At 66.1% G+C, this 18844-nt stretch carries 18 protein-coding genes; 11 read left to right on the forward strand and 7 right to left on the reverse strand.

Annotated features, from left to right (window positions below):
- Positions 1-783 precede the first annotated feature (783 nt).
- Complete coding sequence (locus HWX39_RS03535; RefSeq protein WP_175965584.1) at positions 784-2913, forward strand: TonB-dependent siderophore receptor; 2130 nt, start codon at positions 784-786, stop codon at positions 2911-2913.
- 27 nt (positions 2914-2940) lie between these two features.
- Positions 2941-3474: a hypothetical protein gene (locus tag HWX39_RS03540; RefSeq protein WP_244134890.1), complete on the forward strand. Its 534-nt coding sequence runs from the start codon at positions 2941-2943 to the stop codon at positions 3472-3474.
- Between the two features lie 19 nt (positions 3475-3493).
- Here HWX39_RS03540 and HWX39_RS03545 read toward each other — a convergent pair whose 3' ends face one another.
- Positions 3494-4441, reverse strand: a complete 948-nt coding sequence (locus tag HWX39_RS03545; RefSeq protein WP_175965585.1) for a LysR family transcriptional regulator — start codon at positions 4439-4441, stop codon at positions 3494-3496.
- A 226-nt stretch (positions 4442-4667) separates the two neighbouring features.
- On the opposite strand from HWX39_RS03545, the gene HWX39_RS03550 reads away from it, so the two are divergent.
- Positions 4668-5696 (forward strand): DUF1338 domain-containing protein, encoded by a 1029-nt coding sequence (locus HWX39_RS03550; RefSeq protein WP_175965586.1) that lies wholly within the window; start codon positions 4668-4670, stop codon positions 5694-5696.
- A gap of 160 nt (positions 5697-5856) precedes the next feature.
- On the opposite strand, the gene HWX39_RS03555 is transcribed toward HWX39_RS03550, so the two are convergent.
- The 4 genes from HWX39_RS03555 to HWX39_RS36070 all read right to left on the reverse strand — a co-directional run bounded on the left by HWX39_RS03555 (position 5857) and on the right by HWX39_RS36070 (position 8414).
- Positions 5857-7365 (reverse strand): DKNYY domain-containing protein, encoded by a 1509-nt coding sequence (locus tag HWX39_RS03555; RefSeq protein WP_175965587.1) that lies wholly within the window; start codon positions 7363-7365, stop codon positions 5857-5859.
- Between the two features lie 217 nt (positions 7366-7582).
- A complete protein-coding gene (locus tag HWX39_RS03560; RefSeq protein WP_175864337.1) occupies positions 7583-7780 on the reverse strand; it encodes a CsbD family protein in 198 nt (65 codons plus the stop codon).
- A 56-nt stretch (positions 7781-7836) separates the two neighbouring features.
- Positions 7837-8187 carry a BON domain-containing protein gene (locus HWX39_RS03565; protein WP_175965588.1) on the reverse strand — a complete coding sequence of 117 codons (351 nt, stop codon included), beginning with the start codon at positions 8185-8187 and terminating at the stop codon, positions 7837-7839.
- A gap of 59 nt (positions 8188-8246) precedes the next feature.
- The gene (locus tag HWX39_RS36070; RefSeq protein ID WP_244134891.1) at positions 8247-8414 is read right to left on the reverse strand and encodes a hypothetical protein; all 168 of its coding nucleotides are present in this window, start codon (positions 8412-8414) and stop codon (positions 8247-8249) included.
- A 368-nt stretch (positions 8415-8782) separates the two neighbouring features.
- Between HWX39_RS36070 and HWX39_RS03575 the strand changes: the two genes are divergently transcribed.
- From HWX39_RS03575 to HWX39_RS03590, 4 genes are all read left to right on the forward strand, one after another.
- A complete protein-coding gene (locus HWX39_RS03575) occupies positions 8783-10339 on the forward strand; it encodes a helix-turn-helix transcriptional regulator (protein ID WP_175965589.1) in 1557 nt (518 codons plus the stop codon).
- Positions 10340-10478: 139 nt separating this feature from the next.
- On the forward strand, positions 10479-10670 hold the full coding sequence (locus tag HWX39_RS03580) for a CsbD family protein (RefSeq protein WP_175965590.1): 192 nt from the start codon (positions 10479-10481) through the stop codon (positions 10668-10670).
- A gap of 420 nt (positions 10671-11090) precedes the next feature.
- On the forward strand, positions 11091-12242 hold the full coding sequence (locus HWX39_RS03585; protein ID WP_175965591.1) for a branched-chain amino acid ABC transporter substrate-binding protein: 1152 nt from the start codon (positions 11091-11093) through the stop codon (positions 12240-12242).
- A gap of 193 nt (positions 12243-12435) precedes the next feature.
- Positions 12436-13608: an FAD-binding oxidoreductase gene (locus HWX39_RS03590; RefSeq protein ID WP_175965592.1), complete on the forward strand. Its 1173-nt coding sequence runs from the start codon at positions 12436-12438 to the stop codon at positions 13606-13608.
- 103 nt (positions 13609-13711) lie between these two features.
- Here HWX39_RS03590 and HWX39_RS03595 read toward each other — a convergent pair whose 3' ends face one another.
- Positions 13712-14893, reverse strand: a complete 1182-nt coding sequence (locus HWX39_RS03595) for a serine hydrolase domain-containing protein (RefSeq protein ID WP_175965593.1) — start codon at positions 14891-14893, stop codon at positions 13712-13714.
- Positions 14894-15218: 325 nt separating this feature from the next.
- Between HWX39_RS03595 and HWX39_RS03600 the strand changes: the two genes are divergently transcribed.
- The 4 genes from HWX39_RS03600 to HWX39_RS03615 all read left to right on the forward strand — a co-directional run bounded on the left by HWX39_RS03600 (position 15219) and on the right by HWX39_RS03615 (position 18144).
- The gene (locus tag HWX39_RS03600) at positions 15219-16346 is read left to right on the forward strand and encodes an aminotransferase class V-fold PLP-dependent enzyme (protein ID WP_175966074.1); all 1128 of its coding nucleotides are present in this window, start codon (positions 15219-15221) and stop codon (positions 16344-16346) included.
- A 177-nt stretch (positions 16347-16523) separates the two neighbouring features.
- Complete coding sequence (locus HWX39_RS03605; protein WP_175965594.1) at positions 16524-16934, forward strand: GNAT family N-acetyltransferase; 411 nt, start codon at positions 16524-16526, stop codon at positions 16932-16934.
- 271 nt (positions 16935-17205) lie between these two features.
- Entirely contained in the window at positions 17206-17400 is a 195-nt protein-coding gene (locus HWX39_RS03610; protein ID WP_175965595.1) for a tautomerase family protein, read from the forward strand.
- Positions 17401-17490: 90 nt separating this feature from the next.
- The gene (locus HWX39_RS03615; protein WP_175965596.1) at positions 17491-18144 is read left to right on the forward strand and encodes a DUF998 domain-containing protein; all 654 of its coding nucleotides are present in this window, start codon (positions 17491-17493) and stop codon (positions 18142-18144) included.
- Between the two features lie 232 nt (positions 18145-18376).
- On the opposite strand, the gene HWX39_RS03620 is transcribed toward HWX39_RS03615, so the two are convergent.
- Positions 18377-18835, reverse strand: a complete 459-nt coding sequence (locus HWX39_RS03620; protein ID WP_175965597.1) for a GNAT family N-acetyltransferase — start codon at positions 18833-18835, stop codon at positions 18377-18379.
- Positions 18836-18844: the final 9 nt, after the last annotated feature.

Below are 18844 nucleotides of genomic sequence, written 5' to 3' on the forward strand. Positions count from 1 at the left end.
CCAGTTCCATTAAAAAGGAACGCCGGCGTGAACGCAAGATTTGCCGAACCGTGCCGCATCCGCCGTAAGCATCTGGAAAGACTGTTGCCGAATGCTTGGTATAACACGCCAATCGCACCCGCAAACGTTTCCCTTGGGCCGGATTGCGCGGATAATTGTCCGGCGCGGCGAAGAGAAAAATGAAGTGAGCCTGAGAGCATATGTAGTGAAGAACGGAAGAAAGTCCGCCGCGCTGCCGATGCGAGGTCGGCTGCCCGGAGCGCCGGGTCGGGGTTGCCCGGTCCGGCGCGCACCGGACTTCCCATGCGTTCCGCCTGCTTCGACGGATGCTTCGTGATCCTCTCCAGTATTTCTATCGTCGTCTGCCGAATCCCGCCTTCTGCCTGCCCCTTCATCGCCCGATGTGGTCGATCGAAATCTTTCGTTTTAATTACGCGCGGGTCGCATTAAATCCCGAAACAGAAAGGCATTCGTCAGGAATGCGGAACGCCATGTGCCTGCCCGTTGCAGGCAGGCGACACGTTAAAAATTAACTAAAAATACGAATCATTCTCGTTTAATATTTCGCTCCGTTACACGCCGTGACGGAACGTCACGGCTGGTTTCGTGCCGGCCTGCAGCCATCCGCGCCGGCCGTCCACCGGCCCGCCAGCGCGACGAGGCGATCCCCCGCGCGCCGTTTCCTGTTCACGGAAAGGATTTCGCCAGCCGATTCACTGCGTGGTTCGCGCGTTGGCCGGATGCGTTTTCGTTCGCCGTTTTCCCTCTGCCCTTACTTCAACGATGAAATTCAACAAGAGCGCGTGCCACGTCCTTCTGATCGCCTCGTCGCTTGCCGGCACACGCGCCGCCTGCGCGCAGGCAAGCGACGCCGCCGCGACCCTGCCCGCGATCTCCGTCAATGCAACCGCCGAGCATGCGTCGTACGACGGCGGCCACTCGCGCGCGGCGACCAAGACCGACATGTCGCTGATGGACGTGCCGCAGACGGTGAACGTGGTGCCGCACGCGGTGATCGAGGACCAGAACGCGACGTCGATGCAGGATGCGCTGCGCAACGTGCCGGGCGTCGGTTTCTCGGTCGGTGACGGCCAGCGCGACCAGATCACGATCCGCGGCTTCAACAGCATCACGGACCAGTACGTCGACGGCATCCGCGACGATGCGCTCTACTATCGCGACCTGTCGAACGTCGACCGCGTCGAAGTGCTGAAGGGGCCGGCGGCCGTGCTGTACGGGCGCGGCTCGGCGGGCGGCATCGTGAACCGCGTGTTGAAGCGGCCGTTGGCGACGCCGGTCAACGACGTCGGCGTGACGCTCGGCACGCGCGGCGAGCGGCGCGGCGAATTCGACCTCGGCTGGAATGCGAACGATGCGGCGCGTTTCCGGATCACCGGCGCGGCCGAGAACTCGAACAGCTTCCGCGACCAGTTCCAGCTCAACCGTCAGGCGATCGCGCCGTCCGCGCAGTTCAAGCTCGACAGCGACACGGTGCTGAACGTCGAATTCGACTACCTGCACGACCGCCGCACGTCCGACCAGGGGCTGCCCGCGTATCTCGGGCGGCCGGTCGATGTGCCGATCAACACGTACTACGGTTCGGCCGACGCGGCGAACAGCTCGTACAACGACGTCTCCGCGAAGAGCGCGACGGTGTCGCTCGACCATCGCTTCAGCGATTCGCTGTCGTTCCATGGCGCGATCCGCGCGTACGACTTCTCGCTCGAACGCAAGAACTACGTGACGTACGAGCCGATCAAGACCGCCGCGCACCCGGTCGTGACGCTCGACCAGTCGACGCGCCAGCGCACCGACCACGGCATCGACGGCCTGTTCGAACTCACGCAGAAAACCTCGCTGTTCGGCATGCGCCACGAGCTGCTGTACGGGCTCGAACTGTCGCAGCAGCAGAAGTTCGACACGATCTACAGCGTGTCGAAGGTGGCGACCTACGATCTGTTCAATCCGCAGGCGGTGATGCTGCCCGGCGTGCCGACCGGCGCGCGGGCGAAGACGAACGCGTCGACCGTCGTCGGGCTCGCGGGGGGCTACGCGCAGGACCTGATCTCGCTGACCGAACACTGGAAGGTGCTCGCGGGGCTGCGTTTCGACTACCTGAACCAGATCCGCCACGACTACACGTCGGCGAACGTCAACCTCGACCGCACCGATCACGCGTGGAGCCCGCGCGTCGGCCTGATCTACGAACCGCTCGACTGGCTGACGCTGTACGGCTCGTTCAGCCAGTCGTTCTCGCCGCTGGCCGACACGCTGATCAGCGCCGGCGCGTTCGCGAACGGCGCCGCGCTCGCGCCGCAGAAGACCACCGCGTATGAAGTCGGCTCGCGCTTCGATCTCGGCGGCAAGGCGACGGCCAGCGTTGCGCTGTTCGACATGCGCCAGACCAACCAGCAGATCGGCGACCCGGCGAATCCCGGCTATGCGCTGCCGATCGGCACGCAGCACGTGCACGGGATGGAGCTGGGCTTCACCGGCGAGATCGCGCCGAAGTGGTCGGTGTATGCGGGCTACGCGTACCTAAACGGCACGGTCGACGGCTCCGCGCAATCGACGGCGGCGGGCGTCGCGGTATCGAGCAACACGCCGGGGCTGATGCCGCGTCACAGCGCGAACCTGTGGCTCAAGCGCGAGCTGCCGTACGGTTTCTACGCGGCGGCCGGCATGCAGTTTCAGTCGGCGCGCTACACGTCGGCGAGCGATCTCGTCACGCTGCCGTCGTTCACGGTGTTCAACCTGGGGGCCGGGTATCGCAGCAAGAAGGTCGACGTGACGCTCACGCTCGACAACCTGTTCGATCGCCGCTACTTCATCGCCGCGCACGGCAACGCGGACCTGTACAACATGCCCGGCGATCCGCGCACGCTGACCGCCACGGTGAAGTGGCACATGTGATGCACGTGATGCATGCGTCAGGCGACAATGCGGGTCTTCGTCACGATGACCCGCACCTCACTGCCCATGATCCGCCAATCGATTGATGTGTCGCACATGACCGGCCGCGCCCGCGTGCTGTGCGCCGTGTTGTGGCTGGCTTGTGGCCCGGTTGCAGCACGCGCGCAGACGATCCCGGGCGATGCCGAACCCGAATGCCATTCGGTGCATGTCGCCCGGGCGATCACGCTGTCGGGCCGTTACACGCTCGATTACGGCGACGAATCGAGCGGGCCGGACGTGTGGTTCGAGGAGGACGACGCATCGGCGCGGCGCCTGCCTGACCGTTCGCAACGCGCGGGTGTGATCCGGTTCACGAACCAGCGCGATGCACGGCGCGGCCTGCGGCTGCCCGCCGCGCAACCCGACGGCGTGTGCCGGTTCGACGGGCGCGCGACGGTCGTGATCCGCGATCTGGACACGGTGTGCCCGGGGCTGGAGGAGCCCGATCACGCGCGGCTGGTGAAGGTGGTGAAGGCCAGTCCGCCGGCGCGACACGCGTGCGAGGCCACCGCGCCATAAGCATGGCGCGACCGCGACGTTACTCGACGTCCTCGTCGTCCACCATCTCGCCGCCCTCCGCGTCGAAATCCGGCGCCGCATACGCGCTCGCCTGCTCGAGCAGCCAGCCGCGAAACAGCTCCAGCGGCTTGCTGTGGCTGAACTCCGTCGGATACACGAGGTAGTACGCGGAATCGCCGACGGTCGCCGCGTCGCACGGCACCATCAGCCCGAGCTGCTGCAACTGTTCCTCGACGAAGAATTTCGGCACGAGCGCGACGCCGAGCCCGGCCGCGGCCGCGCTGATCAGCATCGTGTGCAGCTCGTAGCGCACGCCCTGCATCGTGCGGATGTCCTCGACGCCGTGCGCCTCGAACCACTGCGCCCACGCGCCGGGGCGCGTCGTCGAGTGCAGCAGCGGGTAGGCGAGCAGATCCTCGACGCTGCGCACGGGCCCGTCGAGCAGCGCCGGCGAGCAGATCGGCACGACTTCCTCGCCGAACAGGTAGTCGGACGACGTGCCGGGCCAGGTCGGCTTGCCGTAATGGATCGCGGCCTCGAAGTGGGTGTCCTCGAACGAGAACAGGTCGGTGCGGCTCCCCATGTTCACGCGCACGTCGGGCGTGCGGTCGTAGAAGTTCTTGATGCGCGGGATCAGCCAGTGCGACGCGAAGGTCGGCAGCACCGCCAGCTCCAGGTAGCCGCCGCCGCTGCCGTGCGCGATGATCGACAGCGTGTCGCGGTCGAGCGCCTCGAGCGCGCGCCGCACCTGCGTGCCGTACAGCTTGCCGGCGCGCGTCAGCACGACGCGCTGCTTCACGCGGGCGAACAGCCGCACGCCGAGGCTCGCTTCGAGCGTCGCGATCTGCCGCGATACCGCGCTTTCGGTCAGGAACAGCTCCTTGGCCGCGTGCGTGAAGCTTTCGTGGCGCGCGGCGGCTTCGAAAGCCACGAGCGCGCCCATGTTCGGAATCTTGAATTTGCGCATGATGTTCGATTCGTCTGACGATCAGGCCCGCGCGACACAAGGCGGGAGGCGGAGCAGCGGAGCGGCCGATAATTCCAAAAACTCATCACGTATCAATTTAATCTCGCTTTACGCCCGGCTGCAACCCTTTGAATAATGCTCCCCACGCAAGGCCGTGCGCCCGCTGGGCGGCCGGCCAACGAGTTGCCGGCACGTTTGCCGGCGATCCCCCGAGACGAGAATCCTGATGCGCAATCCGAATATCGAGAGCTTGCTGACGAAGCTGCTGGGACAGGCGAAGACCGACGCCCTGTTCTCGACCCTGAACATGCCGGCCATCCTCGAAGAATGGGAAGACGGCGTCGTGACGCGCGCGGAAATCGCGCAGACGATGAACATGGCGCTGTTCGAAGGGCTGCTCGAACGTTCGGCGAACGGCCGCGCGTATACGGCCGACGCGATCGAAAGCGGCGGCTCGGTCTATTTCGACCACGGCGCGCTGCGCACGGTGCGCTGGCCGCACACGGGCGCGCTGCCGCCGGGCGAGGCCGCGTTCACGCGCATCCTGCGTCCGCTCGGCTTCCGCCTGAACGGCCGCTACCCGCTCGACAAGCTCGGCATGACGGGCCGCGCGTATGCGCATGAAGACGCACCGGACGAAATCGCGCAGTTCTTCGTCAGCGAGTTGCATCCGGAACGTTTCTCGAAGGAATTCCAGCAGGCCGTGACGAACGTGGTGAGCACGTCGCGCGATCCGCTGTCGCCAGCGGCCGTCGCGCTGCTGTGGGAAGTCGAGCGCGAAGGCTGGCTGCCGCTGGAGGCCGCGCACGCGCTGCTGCCGGAGATCGTCGGGGCGTTCGCGCGCCAGCACGACCTGCCGAGCGAACTCGACTACGAAACGCTGCTGCTCGAATCGGCGGAAATGGCGTGGATCTCGACCGAAGGTAATGCGTTCAACCATGCGACCGACCGCGTCGCCGACGTGTTCAAGCTGGCCGACGACGAGAAGGCGAAGGGCCGGCCGATGAAGCCGGAAGTCGAGCGTTCGCGCTCGGGCCGCGTGTTCCAGACCGCGTATCGCGCGGATATCGTCGAGCGCGAATTCCGCACGCGCGACGGCGGCACGGTGAAGCGCAACGTGCCGGGTTCGTTCTACGAGTTCATCACGCGCAAGCGCACGTTCGACCAGGCGGCGCGCCGCTGGGTGACCGACCTGCGTTTCGATGCCGGCAACGCGCAGGGCATCTTCAAGATGACGGCGAACGCGGCGAAGTAACGCAGGTGAAGTAACGCAGGCGAAGTGGCCAGCGGTGCGTGCGGCGGCGTGATCGCCGTGCCGGCGCCGGCGGGCCGCTCCCGATGGAAAGGATGGCCGATCGGGCAGGGCGTGACCGCATCCTGCCCGATTGCGTTTGGCGGCGTGCGTCAGGCGTGCGTCAGTCGCGCGGCGCCGTTGCGTCGCGCAAGGTCCGCGCGTCGTAGCGACGGGCGCTGTCCTCCGCGGTCCCCGGTTCGACGACGCGGAACGTGGCCGGATCGGCGCCGTCGATTTCAACGAGGCTCACGTAGCCGACGATATACGCATGCTTGCTGTCGCGCGCGAAATCGTCGTCGAGGAATTCGAGCGTCGGCAGGTGCACGCGCTTCGTCGAAACCGGCCGGCGGCCGAAGAACAGCTTGTCGCCAGCGCGCAGGAAGGTCGGGTGCAGCACCTGGAGCGCGCTGGCCGGCACGTCGACCTGCAGCGGCTTGCCGTCGCAGAACAGGCGCTCGCCGTCCCACGCATAGCTGCCTTCGACCTGCAGCCGATCCGGATCGATGCCTTTCTTGACGACGCCGAGATGAAACGCCCGCGTCGCGTCGCGCGCCCAGCCGCCCGACAGCACGCGGAACGCGGCCGGATCGGCGCCGCGCAGCGGCTGCGGCTGGGAGGGCGTGAACGCGTAGAACACCGTGACGCCATCGGTGAAATAGTGCGGGCCGAGCACGCGCAGCGCATCGATCGGCTGGTCGGAGAAACGGGTCAGCTCGATCGGCATCTCGGCAGAGGTCCGGTATGCCCAGTGAATGCCGTGTGCGTCGCCGCACAGCCACTCGATCGCACCGAAATCGAACAGCGTCTCGCGCGCGGCGAAGGTCGCGGGATCGAAGCCGGTCAGCGTCGCGTCCCCGAATCGCACCGTCGTGTCGGCCGCCGGCTGTTGCTGCCGATGCCACCAGTAGTCCCGCAGTTCGGGGCGCATCGTGAAGAAGCCGCGCCAGTCGTCGAACATGCGCGTCTCCTGCACCGTCTGCCGCTCGCCGGATTCGATCGGGCCGGCCCGGTCGGTGCATCGCAGGGTGCCGGCCTCGTCGGGCCCGCACAGGAAGCTCGCGCGATCGATGTCCTTCGGCCGGCCGTAGTAGTACACGCGATCGGCATCGGCGAAGTAGCCGCCAGGGAAGCCGATCGCGCTCGCGCCATGCGAGCCGTTGATGCGGCGGCCGTTCATGTAGATCGATTCGTCGTCGATCGCGATGTACTCGTGCTCGCACCGCTCGAACGTCACGCCGCGGCCGTCGGTCGGCCGGCTCCAGGTTTCGTAGACGAGCGGCCGGAATGCGTGCGGGCTGCGCGTGCGGATCGTCCTGCCGGTGATGTAGTACGCCTGCCGCGCATCGCGTGCGTAGCGCTGGTTCAGGATCTCGAAGGTCTCGAGATCGGCATCCTCGATCCGGTAGTAATACAGCCTCACCATCGCGCTGCCGAGTTGCCCTTGCACGATCACGTGTACGCCGTCGGTGAACCAGCGGCCGCCGATGCAGCGGAACGCGTGCGGCCGTTCGATCGGCAGCGGCTTGCCGTCCTTGCCCCACAGCGGCAGGCCGTCCGGGCGGCGGATCACGGTGTCGCCGGCGATCGCGTAGTCGGGATGGTTGGTGTCCTGCAGGGGCGGCTGGGGCATGGCGGATGGCGCGCGGGCGTCGTGGCGGTCGCCGTAGTATGCCGTGGAATACGGGCGGCGCGCGCCGGCGCCGCGCCGTCAGAAGATGTGCGTGATCAGATAGAACAGCACCAGCAGCCCGACCGGTACGCCGAGCAGCCAGGCGATCAGGTATTTGCCCATGTCGTTGTCCTGGTGGCCGCGACGCCGTGGGCGCCGCGGTGGTTGCGTTGTCGCGTTACAGCTCGCGGTCGAATTCCTTCAGCTGCTTCTCGGCCGCGTCGCGGGCGATCCCGTAACGCTCCTGGATCTTGCCGGCCAGATACTCGCGATTGCCATCCGCGACGGCCAGGTCGTCGTCGGTCAGCTTGCCCCACTTGGCCTTCAGCTTGCCGGAGAGTTGCTTCCACTGGCCCTTGATCTTGTCCTCGTTCATCGTGTGCTCCTTGTCATGCAGGGATAAAAGGCGCGGCGGCGTGCCGCGCCGGGAGGTCAGGCCTTTGCCTTCAGGCCGGATGCGTCGACGTGCTTCACGCCCTTGACCGCGCGCGACACGGCGATCGCCTTCTTCACGGCGATCTTGGTCGGCAGCACGCCGGTCAGCGTGACGACGCCGTCGACCGTCGTCACGCTGATGTCGACGCTCTTCAGGCCGTCGACGGTGGCCAGCCGGCTCTTCACCTTGGTCGTGATCCACGTGTCGGTGACGGGCTGGTTCGATTCGGCCTTCATGCCGTTGTCGGTCGATGCGTCCTGCGCAACCGCGTTCGTGAGCGGCGCGGCGCCGAGCAGGAAAGCCCCGCTGACGGCGAGCAGCGTCGAAAGGTGGCGGGTCTTGTTCATGGATGGGTCCTCCTTCGGGATAAGCGTGTCAAATCAGCGAGTGCGAGCCGGGTCGTCCGTCACCGGGCGATCGGCGTGTCGTAGCCGGGCTCGCGCGGCGGGAGGTCCGGGCGCGGCACGTCGGGCGGCAGCGGAACCGGCGGATCGGTGCCGGGCGGCGGTTCGGGCGGGCTGTCCGGAGGCGGTTCGGGCCGCGTCGGATCGGGTGTCTGATGCAGCTTCATCATGCTTCTCCTCTACGGTTCGGAAAGGCAGCGCATGAGCGCCGATGCAGTACCAGCGTACCGATGCGAACGCGCGCCGACATCGCGCAAATTCACCTGATCGGCTAGTGCGTTTGCACGGGGTGTCGTCACGGGGAGGCGGTGCGCGTGGTGGCGGGGGCGCGCGGGAAGCCGGTGCGGCGGATGTTTTCGGGATCGGCGAGGTACCGCACGGAGGCGGCGCGCGGCGCGAATGTACTATGGCGGATAGTGCATTCACATCTGTCGCGCACCGGTGCGGCACGCGATCATCGCCACACGCGCCGGCCGGCGCGTGTCGGCGCAGCGGCAACCGGGCCGGCGGTCATGCAGACGACAGGGACAACCATTCGATGAACGAACAGGTAAACGAACAGGCGCTGAAGTCACATACCGACCGGCGCCAGCTGCACCAGATCATCTCGGGGCTCACCGAGGGCGTGATCCTGATCGAGCCCGACCAGCGGATCGTCTGGGCGAACGAAGCCGCGCTCGCGATGCATGGCGTGACCGAGCTGAAGGCGCTCGGCGCGACCGTCACCGATTACCGCGAGCGCTTCCGGCTGCGCTACCGGAACAACCACCCGGTGCGCGACGGCCACTATCCGATGGATCGCGTGATCGCGGGCGAGGAGTTCAGCGACGTGACGGTCGAAGTCGAATCGGCCGCCGACGAGACCGTGAGCTGGGTCCACCGCATCCGCAGTCTCGTGCTGACGAACGCGGCCGGCGAACCCGACTGCCTCGCGCTCGTGCTGCACGACGCGACGGAATGGGCGAGTGCCGAGGAGCGCTTCGAGCGCACCTTCAACGCGAACCCGGCGCCGGCGGTGATCTGCCGGCTCGCCGACCTGCGCTACGTGAAGGTCAACCAGGGCTTTCTCGACATGACCGGCTATGCGCGCGACGACGTGCTCGGCCGCTCGGTGTACGAGGTCGACGTGCTCGAACAGGCCGAGCGGCGCGAACTCGCGATCGAGCGGCTTGGCGAAGGCGCGACGATTCCGCAGATGGAGGCCGTGCTGAAGCTCGCGGACGGCAGCGCGAAGGCCGTGGTCGTCGCCGGGCAGCCGATCGACATGAACGACGAGGCCTGCATGCTGTTCACGTTCATGGATCTCGAGCCGCGCAAGCAGGCCGAGCGCGCGCTGCGGCAGAGCGAGGAACGCTTCGCGACGGCGTTCCGGATGGCGCCGGTCGCCACCGCGATCGTCACGGCCGAGCGCTTCGAATTGCTCGACGTGAACGACGCGTTCGCCACGATGACGGGCCATGCGCAGGACGACCTGCTCGGTAAATCCGCGGACGAGATCGGGCTGTGGGCCGAACGCGGCGCGTGGCAGCGCATCGAAGGCCGGCTCGCGCGCGACGGCAACGTGCGCAACGCCGACGTGCAGATTCGCACGCGCGAAGGCGATGTGCGCGATTGCGTCGTGTCGGCCGACCCGGTCGCGATACACGGGCGCGACTGCCTGCTCGTCGCGCTGCTCGACATCAGCGATCGCAAGCGCACGGAGATGGAGCTCGTCTACGCGATCGAAACGGCGATGCAGGATGCGTCATGGTTCAGCCGCACGCTGATCGAGAAGCTCGCGAACGTGCGGCGCGCGAATGCGCCGGATGCGGGCGCCCAGCTGTCGGACCTGACCGCGCGCGAGCGCGACGTGTTCGACCTGCTGTGCCACGGCCTGGCCGACAAGGAAATCGCCGGCCGCCTCGGGCTCGCGCCGAACACCGTGCGCAATCACGTCGCGACGATCTACGCGAAGCTCGACGTGCACAGCCGCGGCGAGGCGATCGTGTGGGCGCGCGAACGCGGGATCGTCGGCGCGGCCGACGCGAATGGCGCGCGCGGCGAGAAGGGGGGCGAAAAGGGCGGCGAGAAGGGCGGCGCGAAGGGGAAGGACTGACGCCGTCGGTACGAATGCACCATGTGCGCTGGTGCATCCGCATCTGCCGCGCGCGGCGCCCGCTTGCGATCCTGTCCATTCGGCGGTGCGGCGCTGGCGTCACATCGCCGGTTCTCCCCAACCATCGCAGGAGACGACCATGGACAGGAATCGCATCGAAGGCAGGCTCAAGCAGGTCAAGGGTTCGGTCAAGGAAGCGCTCGGCAAGGTGACGGGCGACCGCAAGACGGAAGCGGAAGGCGTCGCCGAACAGCAGGCCGGCAGGATTCAGGAGCAGGCCGGCGAGGCGGCCGATGCGGTGCGCAAGCAGACGAGCACCGATCGGCACTGACCGATGACGCGGCGCCGCGGGCGTCGCGCTGGCCGGCCGGGCCGTCATCGCAACGGTGATGAGCCACCGGCATGACCACCGCCGGCCTTGATGGACGGGCACCGGCGCGGCGTCCCACGGCAACTGTCGACCCCCGGCCCCCGTTGCGCGGGCCGTGGGCCAGCCGCAAACGCGGAACTTGATGACAAATCCTCACAACATAGTTCCGAATTTTCGTTTGCTGCACGGGTATTGGCTATCCACAATCCATTCACCTCTTTCGCGATGAAAGGCTCTTCGGAGACGGAGCCGCGGCGATCGACCGGCCGGTTTGCGGGCATGGCATGACGCCCCGGCGGCGGACGAAATGACCGGCACGCGGGAGGTTGCCGACGCGCGGCGGTCGCGCGTTGCATCCCGGCCCCCAGAACAAGGATTGTCATGACGTTCCGCATTCGTTCGCTTTCCGGCGTCGCATTGACCGCCGCGATCCTCGCGCTCCAGACCGGCGCGGTTCATGCGCAGGAGACGGTCGTCAAGGTCGGCGTGGCCGGCCCATTGACGGGCGGTGGCGCCGCGTACGGCAAGGACATCGAGAACGGCGTGCGCATGGCCGTCGACGAAGCGAATGCCGCGCATACGACGGTGGGCGGCAAGCCCGTGAAGTTCGTCGTCGCGTCGCAGGACGACCAGAGCGATCCGCGCACCGGCGTGCAGGCCGCGCAGCAGCTCGCGGACGCGCAGGTGGCCGTCGTGATCGGCCACTTCAATTCGGGCACGACGCTGCCCGCATCGAAGATCTACGCAAAGGCCGGCATTCCGATGATCACGCCGTCGGCGACCAATCCCGACATCACGCGCGCCGGTCTCGGCACCGTGTATCGCGTGATCGCAACCGACACGCAGAACGCCGGCAACGCAGGCGCCTATGCGGCGAGCGTGACCCGGGCGAAGCGCATCGCGATCATCGACGACCGCACCGCGTTCGGCCAGGGCGAAGCCGACGAATTCGAGAAGGCCGTGAAGGCGAACGGCGGCACGATCGTCGCGCGCGAATTCACGAACGACAAGGCGGTGGACTTCAGCGCGCAGCTCACGAAGATCAAGAGCACCCAGGCCGATCTCGTGTTCTTCGGCGGGCTTGACGCACAGGCCGCGATGCTCGTGAAGCGCATGCGCCAGCTCGGCATCCGCGCGCAGTTCCTCGCGGGCGGCGGCGTGATGAACGCGAACTTCATCAAGCTGGCCGGCAATGCGGCGGAAGGTGCGTCCGTGTGGGAATACGGGCAGCCGCTGTCGCGCCTCGCGAAGGGCAAGCAGTTCGAAACGAAATTCAAGCAGAAGTACGGCATCGACATGCTCGCGTATGCGCCGTTCGCGTACGACGCGACGTGGATCGCGATCAATGCGATGCAGAAGGCGAACTCGACGAAGCCGGCCGATTTCAACGGCGCGCTGAAGGGCACGCGCTACGACGGCATCACGGGCACGATCGCGTTCACGAACACGGGCGACCTGAAGAACCCGAGCTCGACGCTGTATGAGGTGAAGAACGCCGCGTGGCAGCCCGTCACGACGAAATCGGCGGATTGAACGCACCACGCGCGCGGACTTTCGCGGCGATGCCGGACGTGCTGAAATGCCATCGGCGACCGGTTGCGCTCGCGGCGCACGCCGGTGTTGCAGCCGCACGAGCCTGCCCGCGCGACGCCGCGCGTGACGCGGCACGAACAACCCACGGGCGCGGCCGGCTGGCCGCGCCCAACATGTGCAACTGGAGTCAGTCGTGAGTTCTCAAGTCGTCATCGTCGGCGGTGGTGTGATCGGCAGCTCGATCGCCTATTTCCTGCGCGCCACCGATCCCACGGTTTCCGTGACCGTCATCGAGCGCGACCCCACCTATGCGCGATCGTCGTCGGCCTTGTCGGCCGCGTCGATTCGCCAGCAGTTCTCGACGCCGCTGTCGATCGAGATGTCGCTGTTCGGCATCGACTTCCTGCGCACGATCGGCGAACGGCTCGAAGTGGACGGCCACCGGCCGTCGATCGACCTGCACGAAGGCGGCTACCTGTTCCTCGCGACGCCGGCCGGCGATGCGACGCTGCGCGAGAACCATGCGTTGCAGACGAGCCTCGGCGCGGACATCCGGCTGATGGATCGCGATGCGCTGCGCGCGAAGTTTCCGTGGCTGAACGTCGACGATCTCGTGTCCGGCGCGTATGGCGTGAGCGGCGAAGGCTGGTTCGACGGCTACGGGCTCGTGCAGGCGCTGCGCAAGAAGGCGCAGGCGCTCGGCGCGCGTTACGTGGCGGCCGACGTGAAGTCGGTCGAGCGCGACGGACGCAGGATCACGCAGGTCGTGACGGGCGACGGCGAGCGTTATGCGTGCGACACGCTGGTCAACGCGGCCGGTGCGTGGACGCGCACGCTGTCGTCGATGATGGGCATCGACATTCCCGTGTATGCGCGGCGCCGCAGCATCTTCAACGTGTCGTCGCCGGCGAAGCTCACGGATTGCCCGCTGCTGATCGATCCGACCGGCGTGTATTTCCGGCCGGAAGGGCGCACGTATATCTGCGGGACGTCGCCGAGCCCGGATCGCGACCCGGACGACCTGCCGCTCGACGAAGTCGATCACGACCTGTTCGACGAGGTGATCTGGCCGACGCTCGCGAATCGCGTGCCGGAGTTCGAGGCATTGCGCGTGGAGAACTGCTGGTCCGGGTACTACGAGTACAACGTGTTCGACCACAACGCGATCATCGGGTATCACCCGGAACTCGACAACGTCGTGTTCGCGAACGGCTACAGCGGCCACGGGCTGCAGCAAGGGCCGGCGACGGGGCGCGGCGTCAGTGAACTCATTCTGGGCGGGCGTTACGACACGCTCGACCTGTCGACGCTCGGCTGGTCGCGCGTGCTGGAAAACCGGCCGATCGTCGAAAAGAACGTCGTGTAGCGCGGCGTAATCCGCCCGGTGTGGTGGGCGGGATTCTCCTTGTGTCTCGACTCATTGGCCCGACCGTGTCGGGCCTTTTTTGTTGTGCACGTCATTGCGCGTGTCAGCCTGCGCCGTAGACCGCGTCGCGCAGATCGAGCGTGTACTGGCCGTTCATTCCTTCGTAGAGCGTGTTCGACAGCGACACGACGGTGAGCCCGCGGGCGCGATCGACGAACCACGAATGGCCATAGACGCCGCCCCAGCGCCAGGTGCCCACGGACTCCGGCGACGCGGCCGCTTGCGGGTCGCGCAACACGGAAAACCCGATCCCGAAACCCGCGCCGGGCAGGTCGGGCAACGCGAGGTTGCCGGTGTGGACACGCCCCATCTCGTCGACCAGGTCGGCCGGCAGCAGCGTGCCGCCGCCCGCCCGCAGCGTGTCGAGCACATTCAGCACGTCGCCGGCGGTGCCGACCATTCCGGCGCCGCCCGATGCGAATGCTCCCGGGTCGAGCGCGCGCGACGGCGAGTACGTCACGCCGACGGTTCCTTCGAAGATGGGCACGGTTTCGCCCTCGGCGAGCCGGTGCGGCTGCGGCGTGTCATTGACGTAGGGCGTCGCGAGCCGCGCGGCGTCGCGTGCGACGAATCCCGTGTCGCGAATACCGAGCGGGCGGAGCACAAGCGCATCGATTGCATCGGCGAGCGGCAGCCCGCTGACGGCCTCGATGACAGCGCCGACCACGTCGATGGAGATCGAATAGTTCCAGCCGGTGCCGGGTGCGTACTGCAACGGCACGCTTGCGATCCTGCGCATGTTTTCGGCGAGCGTGATCGATGCGCCATCGAGCCCGTCGGAGACGTCCGCTCGTGCATACGCGCACATCGCGTCGGCTTCCGCGTAGCGATAGCCGAGGCCGGCGGTATGCGTGAGCAGATGACGCACCCTGATCACCGGCACGCTGCCGTCACGCAGTGCCGGACGGAACTCGGGCAGCCAGCGCGTGACGTCGTCGTCGAGCGACAGCTTGTGCTGTGCAACGAGCGCCATGGCGGCCGCCGAGACGATCGGCTTCGTCACCGACGCGAGCCTGAACAGCGTGTCCTCCTGCATCGGCGTGCGCGCTTCGCGGTCGGCGAACCCGGCTGCGCGGCGATAGACGAGTTCGCCGTCGCGTGCGACCAGGACGACCACGCCGACGAGGCGTTGCGTTTCGAGTTGGCGGGACAGCACCGCATCGACGCGTTCGGCGAGCGCGGGATCGGCCGACGGCTGCCGTGATGATGCTCGGTTGGGGATCATCGAAGACTCTGTCGTGAAGGGGGGAGTCGACATGGTAGGCGGCACCCGGCGGAAGTGCCATTTGTCCATACATGGAACAGGGCTTCGAGGGCTTCGTGCGCTGCAACGGTCGGCGTGGACGGCCACGGGGCGGGCGGTTCAGCCGGGGGGCGCCCACGTCGGGCATGCGCCGGGCGGCCGACAAAATATGCGCCAAGCGGTGCGCGGTGTTCGTTAGAATCTGCTTTCGTCGAGAAAATAACGCAATTGCATGGGTGCAGCGCGGTATCGCATGACGGACACTGCTTGCCCAGATTCCATCGTTCATCTTTCACCGGAGGCGAGCATGCCAGGATTACTTCCCGATGTTGACCGCGAGGGGCTCCTCGAATATTCGGTGGTGTACACCGATCGCTCGGTCAACCATATGTCGCAGCGCTTTCAGGGCGTCATGCGCGACATCTCCGGCACGCTGAAAAAAGTCTACAACGCGAAGTCCGTCGTGATCGTTCCCGGCAGCGGGACGTTCGGCATGGAAGCCGTCGCGCGGCAGTTTGCAACGAACAGGAAGTGCCTGGTCATCCGCAATGGCTGGTTCAGCTTCCGCTGGTCGCAGATTTTCGACATGGGCAGCATTCCGTCCGAAACGACGGTGCTGAAGGCGCGCCCGGTCGAAGCGGGACGGCAGGCCGCGTATGCGCCGGCCCCGATCGACGAAGTGGTTGCCGCGATCAAGGAACACAAGCCGGATCTGGTCTTTGCGCCGCACGTCGAAACCGCGTCCGGGATGATGCTGCCCGACGGGTATCTGCGCGCGGTGTCGGATGCCGTGCATGCGGTCGGCGGGATGTTCGTGCTGGATTGCATCGCGTCCGGCACGGTGTGGGTCGACATGCAGGCGAGCGGCGTCGATATCCTGATCAGCGCGCCGCAGAAGGGCTGGAGCGCGTCGCCGTGCTGCGCGATGGTGATGCTCAGCGCGCTGGCCCGCGAACGCATCGATGGCACGACCAGCACCAGCTTCGCGTGCGATCTGCGCAAGTGGCTGCAGATCATGGAAGCCTATGAGGGCGGCGGGTTCGCGTACCACGCGACGATGCCGACGGACAGCCTCACGACGCTGCGCGACGTGATGAAGGAAACCGACGCGTATGGCTTCGACAAGGTGAAAGAGGAGCAACTCGAGCTGGGCAAGCGCATCCGCGCGCTGCTGGCTGAAAAGGGTTTCCGGAGTGTCGCGGCGCCAGGGTTCGAGGCGCCGGGCGTCGTGGTCAGTTATACGGACGATGACGGGATCCGGACCGGGAAGAAATTTGCCGACGTTGGCTTGCAGATCGCGGCTGGCGTTCCGTTGCAATGTGATGAGCCGGAGGATTTCAAGACCTTCCGCCTGGGGTTGTTCGGTCTCGACAAGCTGCATGATGTCGATGGGGCGGTTGCGCGGTTTGCGGATGCGCTGAATCGGATTCTTTGAGGCGGTTCGCGGGGTTGGCGAGGCAGTGGATGGTGGGTGGCCGCACCGGCGGTCCATCGCCTCGCCGGACTCATGGTCATGGTCTTGCCCGATGCGCGCGTTCGGGTTCCGGGTTCGAGGTACGCATGCGCAGCGAGGTCGGTTCCTCTGCCTGTACGGCTAACCTGAAGGGTTCGCATGGCATACGTCGTTCGACAGGAAGTCCCGTCGGTATCCGCGTATATCGACATTCGTCTTGCCGCAGGGTTGAGCATAAAGTCGGAGCGGGCCGCGACGATCGGGTTGAGGAATGGCCTGTTCAGTGTCGTAGCGTATTGCGACGGCGTCCCGGTCGGAATTGGCCGGGTTATCGGCGACGGCGGCTGCTTCTTCGAAATCGTCGATATCGCGGTATTGCCGGCTCACCAGAAGAAAGGCGTGGGCGACCAGATGATGCGAGCACTCATGGGCTACATTCACGAGCATGCGCCGCCGACCGCCTATGTCAGCCTGATGGCGGATCACGGGACACCGAAGTTCTACGCGCGCTACGGGTTTCAACCGTCGCTGTTGCCCGAGAAGGCGGGGATGTTCCTGCGGATTGCGTAACGTGCGGGATGCGTCAGTCGCGATACGGGCACGGGGCGGAATGATGCTGCATTCGTTCGGTGGTGAGTGCTTGCTCGACGGTCGCGACTTCTTCACCGGCAAGGTGCCCACCCATCGCCTGCGCGTGCCGCCTTCCGGACACGCCATCGCGCGCGATATCTCGCGTGACGCGCTTCAGGCGCTGGGCACACCGGCTGTCTCGCGGTCACGGCATACTGCCGCACGCCCCCCGTATTTCCCTTCATTCCGGCCATGCTAAGGAGAGACATCGATGCCCGTGATTCGCGTTGAGATGTCGTCAGGGCGCACGCGCTCCAAAAAACAGGAGGTGACCGATGCGATTACCCAAGCCATGATGACGCACCGCGGATCCACACTCGAAAGCATCCATGTCGAGTACCTGGACGTGCCGGCTTCGGCGTGGGCTATCGACGCGAAGTTCCTTGCGCCGCCAAGCGAGGCTTGAGTTTCCCTGACCGGCCCTGAACGGCACCGGTCCATGATTCGATGGGAGGGAGCACCCTGTCCCACGAGCGTTGACTTATCGAGAGTTGAAATGACAGCAGTTCGCTTGCAATCCCGCTGGACCCGTTTCGGTTATGTCTCAGGCATGTTGGCACCGCTCTGGCTGGCGATGGGGGTGACCCTCGTCGCGCACTTCTACCCTGGCTACAGTCACATCACGCAAGCGATGAGCGAGCTCGGTGCCGTTGGCGCTCCCACGCATCAGTGGTCACCGTTGATCAACAACTTCCCCTTGGCATTCTGGTTTGTTGCCTTCGGATGCGCGGTATGGCAAACCTTTCCGGAGAGTCGACTCGCCCGGACGAGCGCCGTCTTGCTGGTCGTTCACGGCTTGGCGAATGTCGCGACGGGAACATGGAGCTGCGACGTCGGTTGCCGGCTCGACGCCGCTTCGTCATCCCAACGGATCCACAATCTGGCCGGCCTCGTCATGGCGCTGTCGTTGCTCGGGGCCAATGTCCTGTGGACGGTGTTGGGAAAGCGCGTGCTCGGTCTGGGGTGGCTCAGTGCGCTTTCGGCCGTCACGACGCTCATCTGCCTCGCGACGCTGCCGCTGATGGTTCAGGCCGCAGGGACCGGCGGTCCCTTCGGGTTGTATCAGCGCATCAACTACGGCGTGTCGATCGCGTGGGTCGGCGTTCTGGCTGCGACACTGTGCTCGCGTTGTACACGACGGAACGCTTGAAATACTTCATCGGTTGCGATGTACCAATTGCCGGCCGGCGAGGCGGCTTTGTGCAGCCACACTCGGATTGGTCCATAGGTTCCATCGCGTGGGCCTCCCAGTTCGTCGAGTTGCGCGAACGATCGCTCCTGGCCGTTTCCCGACGAAAGCCCTCATCGTTTCCGACTCCGAGCAATCCTTCCATCTTGCCGGCGACGGACAAGACAGATGATGCGAGCCACGCGAGCGAGCGCTACCGCATCAAGCAATACAAAACATCGGGACAACCTTCCTCGTTCCTGCTTCCATCGCTGTATGCAATCGCAACGAACCCGTGCCGTTCATAAAACGCGGCAGCATCGCGATTCATCAGGAACGTATGGAGCTGGAGCCTGCCAACCGTCTGCGATTTCACCGATTCCAGGAGGGAAGAGCCAATCCCGCGTCGCTTGAATTCGGGGCACACATACAACTGGTCAAGCCACGCCACGCCGTTGGCGACGACGTGTGCGGCCATGCCGACGATGCGCTGATCGTTCACGGCAACGGTAACGTTGCCCGAAGGCACGAGGATGTTGGCAATCCAATCGCGGACGGCGGCTTCGGAATGCGCGAGCGGCGCGTAGGATGCCAGCGTGTTGCGCGACCGTAGATAGACTTCGGCTACCTCCGCGGCATCGGCCGCAATCGCTCGACGCAAGATCAAGGGCATGTATCTCCC

Origin of the sequence: Burkholderia sp. BCC0322 (genome assembly GCF_902833045.1) — a bacterium.
In the GTDB taxonomy this organism is placed as follows: domain Bacteria; phylum Pseudomonadota; class Gammaproteobacteria; order Burkholderiales; family Burkholderiaceae; genus Burkholderia.

Coding starts and splice junctions, on each gene's coding strand:
- HWX39_RS03535 (WP_175965584.1), top strand. CDS start 784: ATGAAATTCAACAAGAGCGCGTGCCACGTCCTTCTGATCGCCTCGTCG.
- HWX39_RS03540 (WP_244134890.1), top strand. CDS start 2,941: ATGCGGGTCTTCGTCACGATGACCCGCACCTCACTGCCCATGATCCGC.
- HWX39_RS03545 (WP_175965585.1), bottom strand. CDS start 4,441: ATGCGCAAATTCAAGATTCCGAACATGGGCGCGCTCGTGGCTTTCGAA.
- HWX39_RS03550 (WP_175965586.1), top strand. CDS start 4,668: ATGCGCAATCCGAATATCGAGAGCTTGCTGACGAAGCTGCTGGGACAG.
- HWX39_RS03555 (WP_175965587.1), bottom strand. CDS start 7,365: ATGCCCCAGCCGCCCCTGCAGGACACCAACCATCCCGACTACGCGATC.
- HWX39_RS03560 (WP_175864337.1), bottom strand. CDS start 7,780: ATGAACGAGGACAAGATCAAGGGCCAGTGGAAGCAACTCTCCGGCAAG.
- HWX39_RS03565 (WP_175965588.1), bottom strand. CDS start 8,187: ATGAACAAGACCCGCCACCTTTCGACGCTGCTCGCCGTCAGCGGGGCT.
- HWX39_RS36070 (WP_244134891.1), bottom strand. CDS start 8,414: ATGATGAAGCTGCATCAGACACCCGATCCGACGCGGCCCGAACCGCCT.
- HWX39_RS03575 (WP_175965589.1), top strand. CDS start 8,783: ATGAACGAACAGGTAAACGAACAGGCGCTGAAGTCACATACCGACCGG.
- HWX39_RS03580 (WP_175965590.1), top strand. CDS start 10,479: ATGGACAGGAATCGCATCGAAGGCAGGCTCAAGCAGGTCAAGGGTTCG.
- HWX39_RS03585 (WP_175965591.1), top strand. CDS start 11,091: ATGACGTTCCGCATTCGTTCGCTTTCCGGCGTCGCATTGACCGCCGCG.
- HWX39_RS03595 (WP_175965593.1), bottom strand. CDS start 14,893: ATGATCCCCAACCGAGCATCATCACGGCAGCCGTCGGCCGATCCCGCG.
- HWX39_RS03600 (WP_175966074.1), top strand. CDS start 15,219: ATGCCAGGATTACTTCCCGATGTTGACCGCGAGGGGCTCCTCGAATAT.
- HWX39_RS03605 (WP_175965594.1), top strand. CDS start 16,524: ATGGCATACGTCGTTCGACAGGAAGTCCCGTCGGTATCCGCGTATATC.
- HWX39_RS03610 (WP_175965595.1), top strand. CDS start 17,206: ATGCCCGTGATTCGCGTTGAGATGTCGTCAGGGCGCACGCGCTCCAAA.
- HWX39_RS03615 (WP_175965596.1), top strand. CDS start 17,491: ATGACAGCAGTTCGCTTGCAATCCCGCTGGACCCGTTTCGGTTATGTC.
- HWX39_RS03620 (WP_175965597.1), bottom strand. CDS start 18,835: ATGCCCTTGATCTTGCGTCGAGCGATTGCGGCCGATGCCGCGGAGGTA.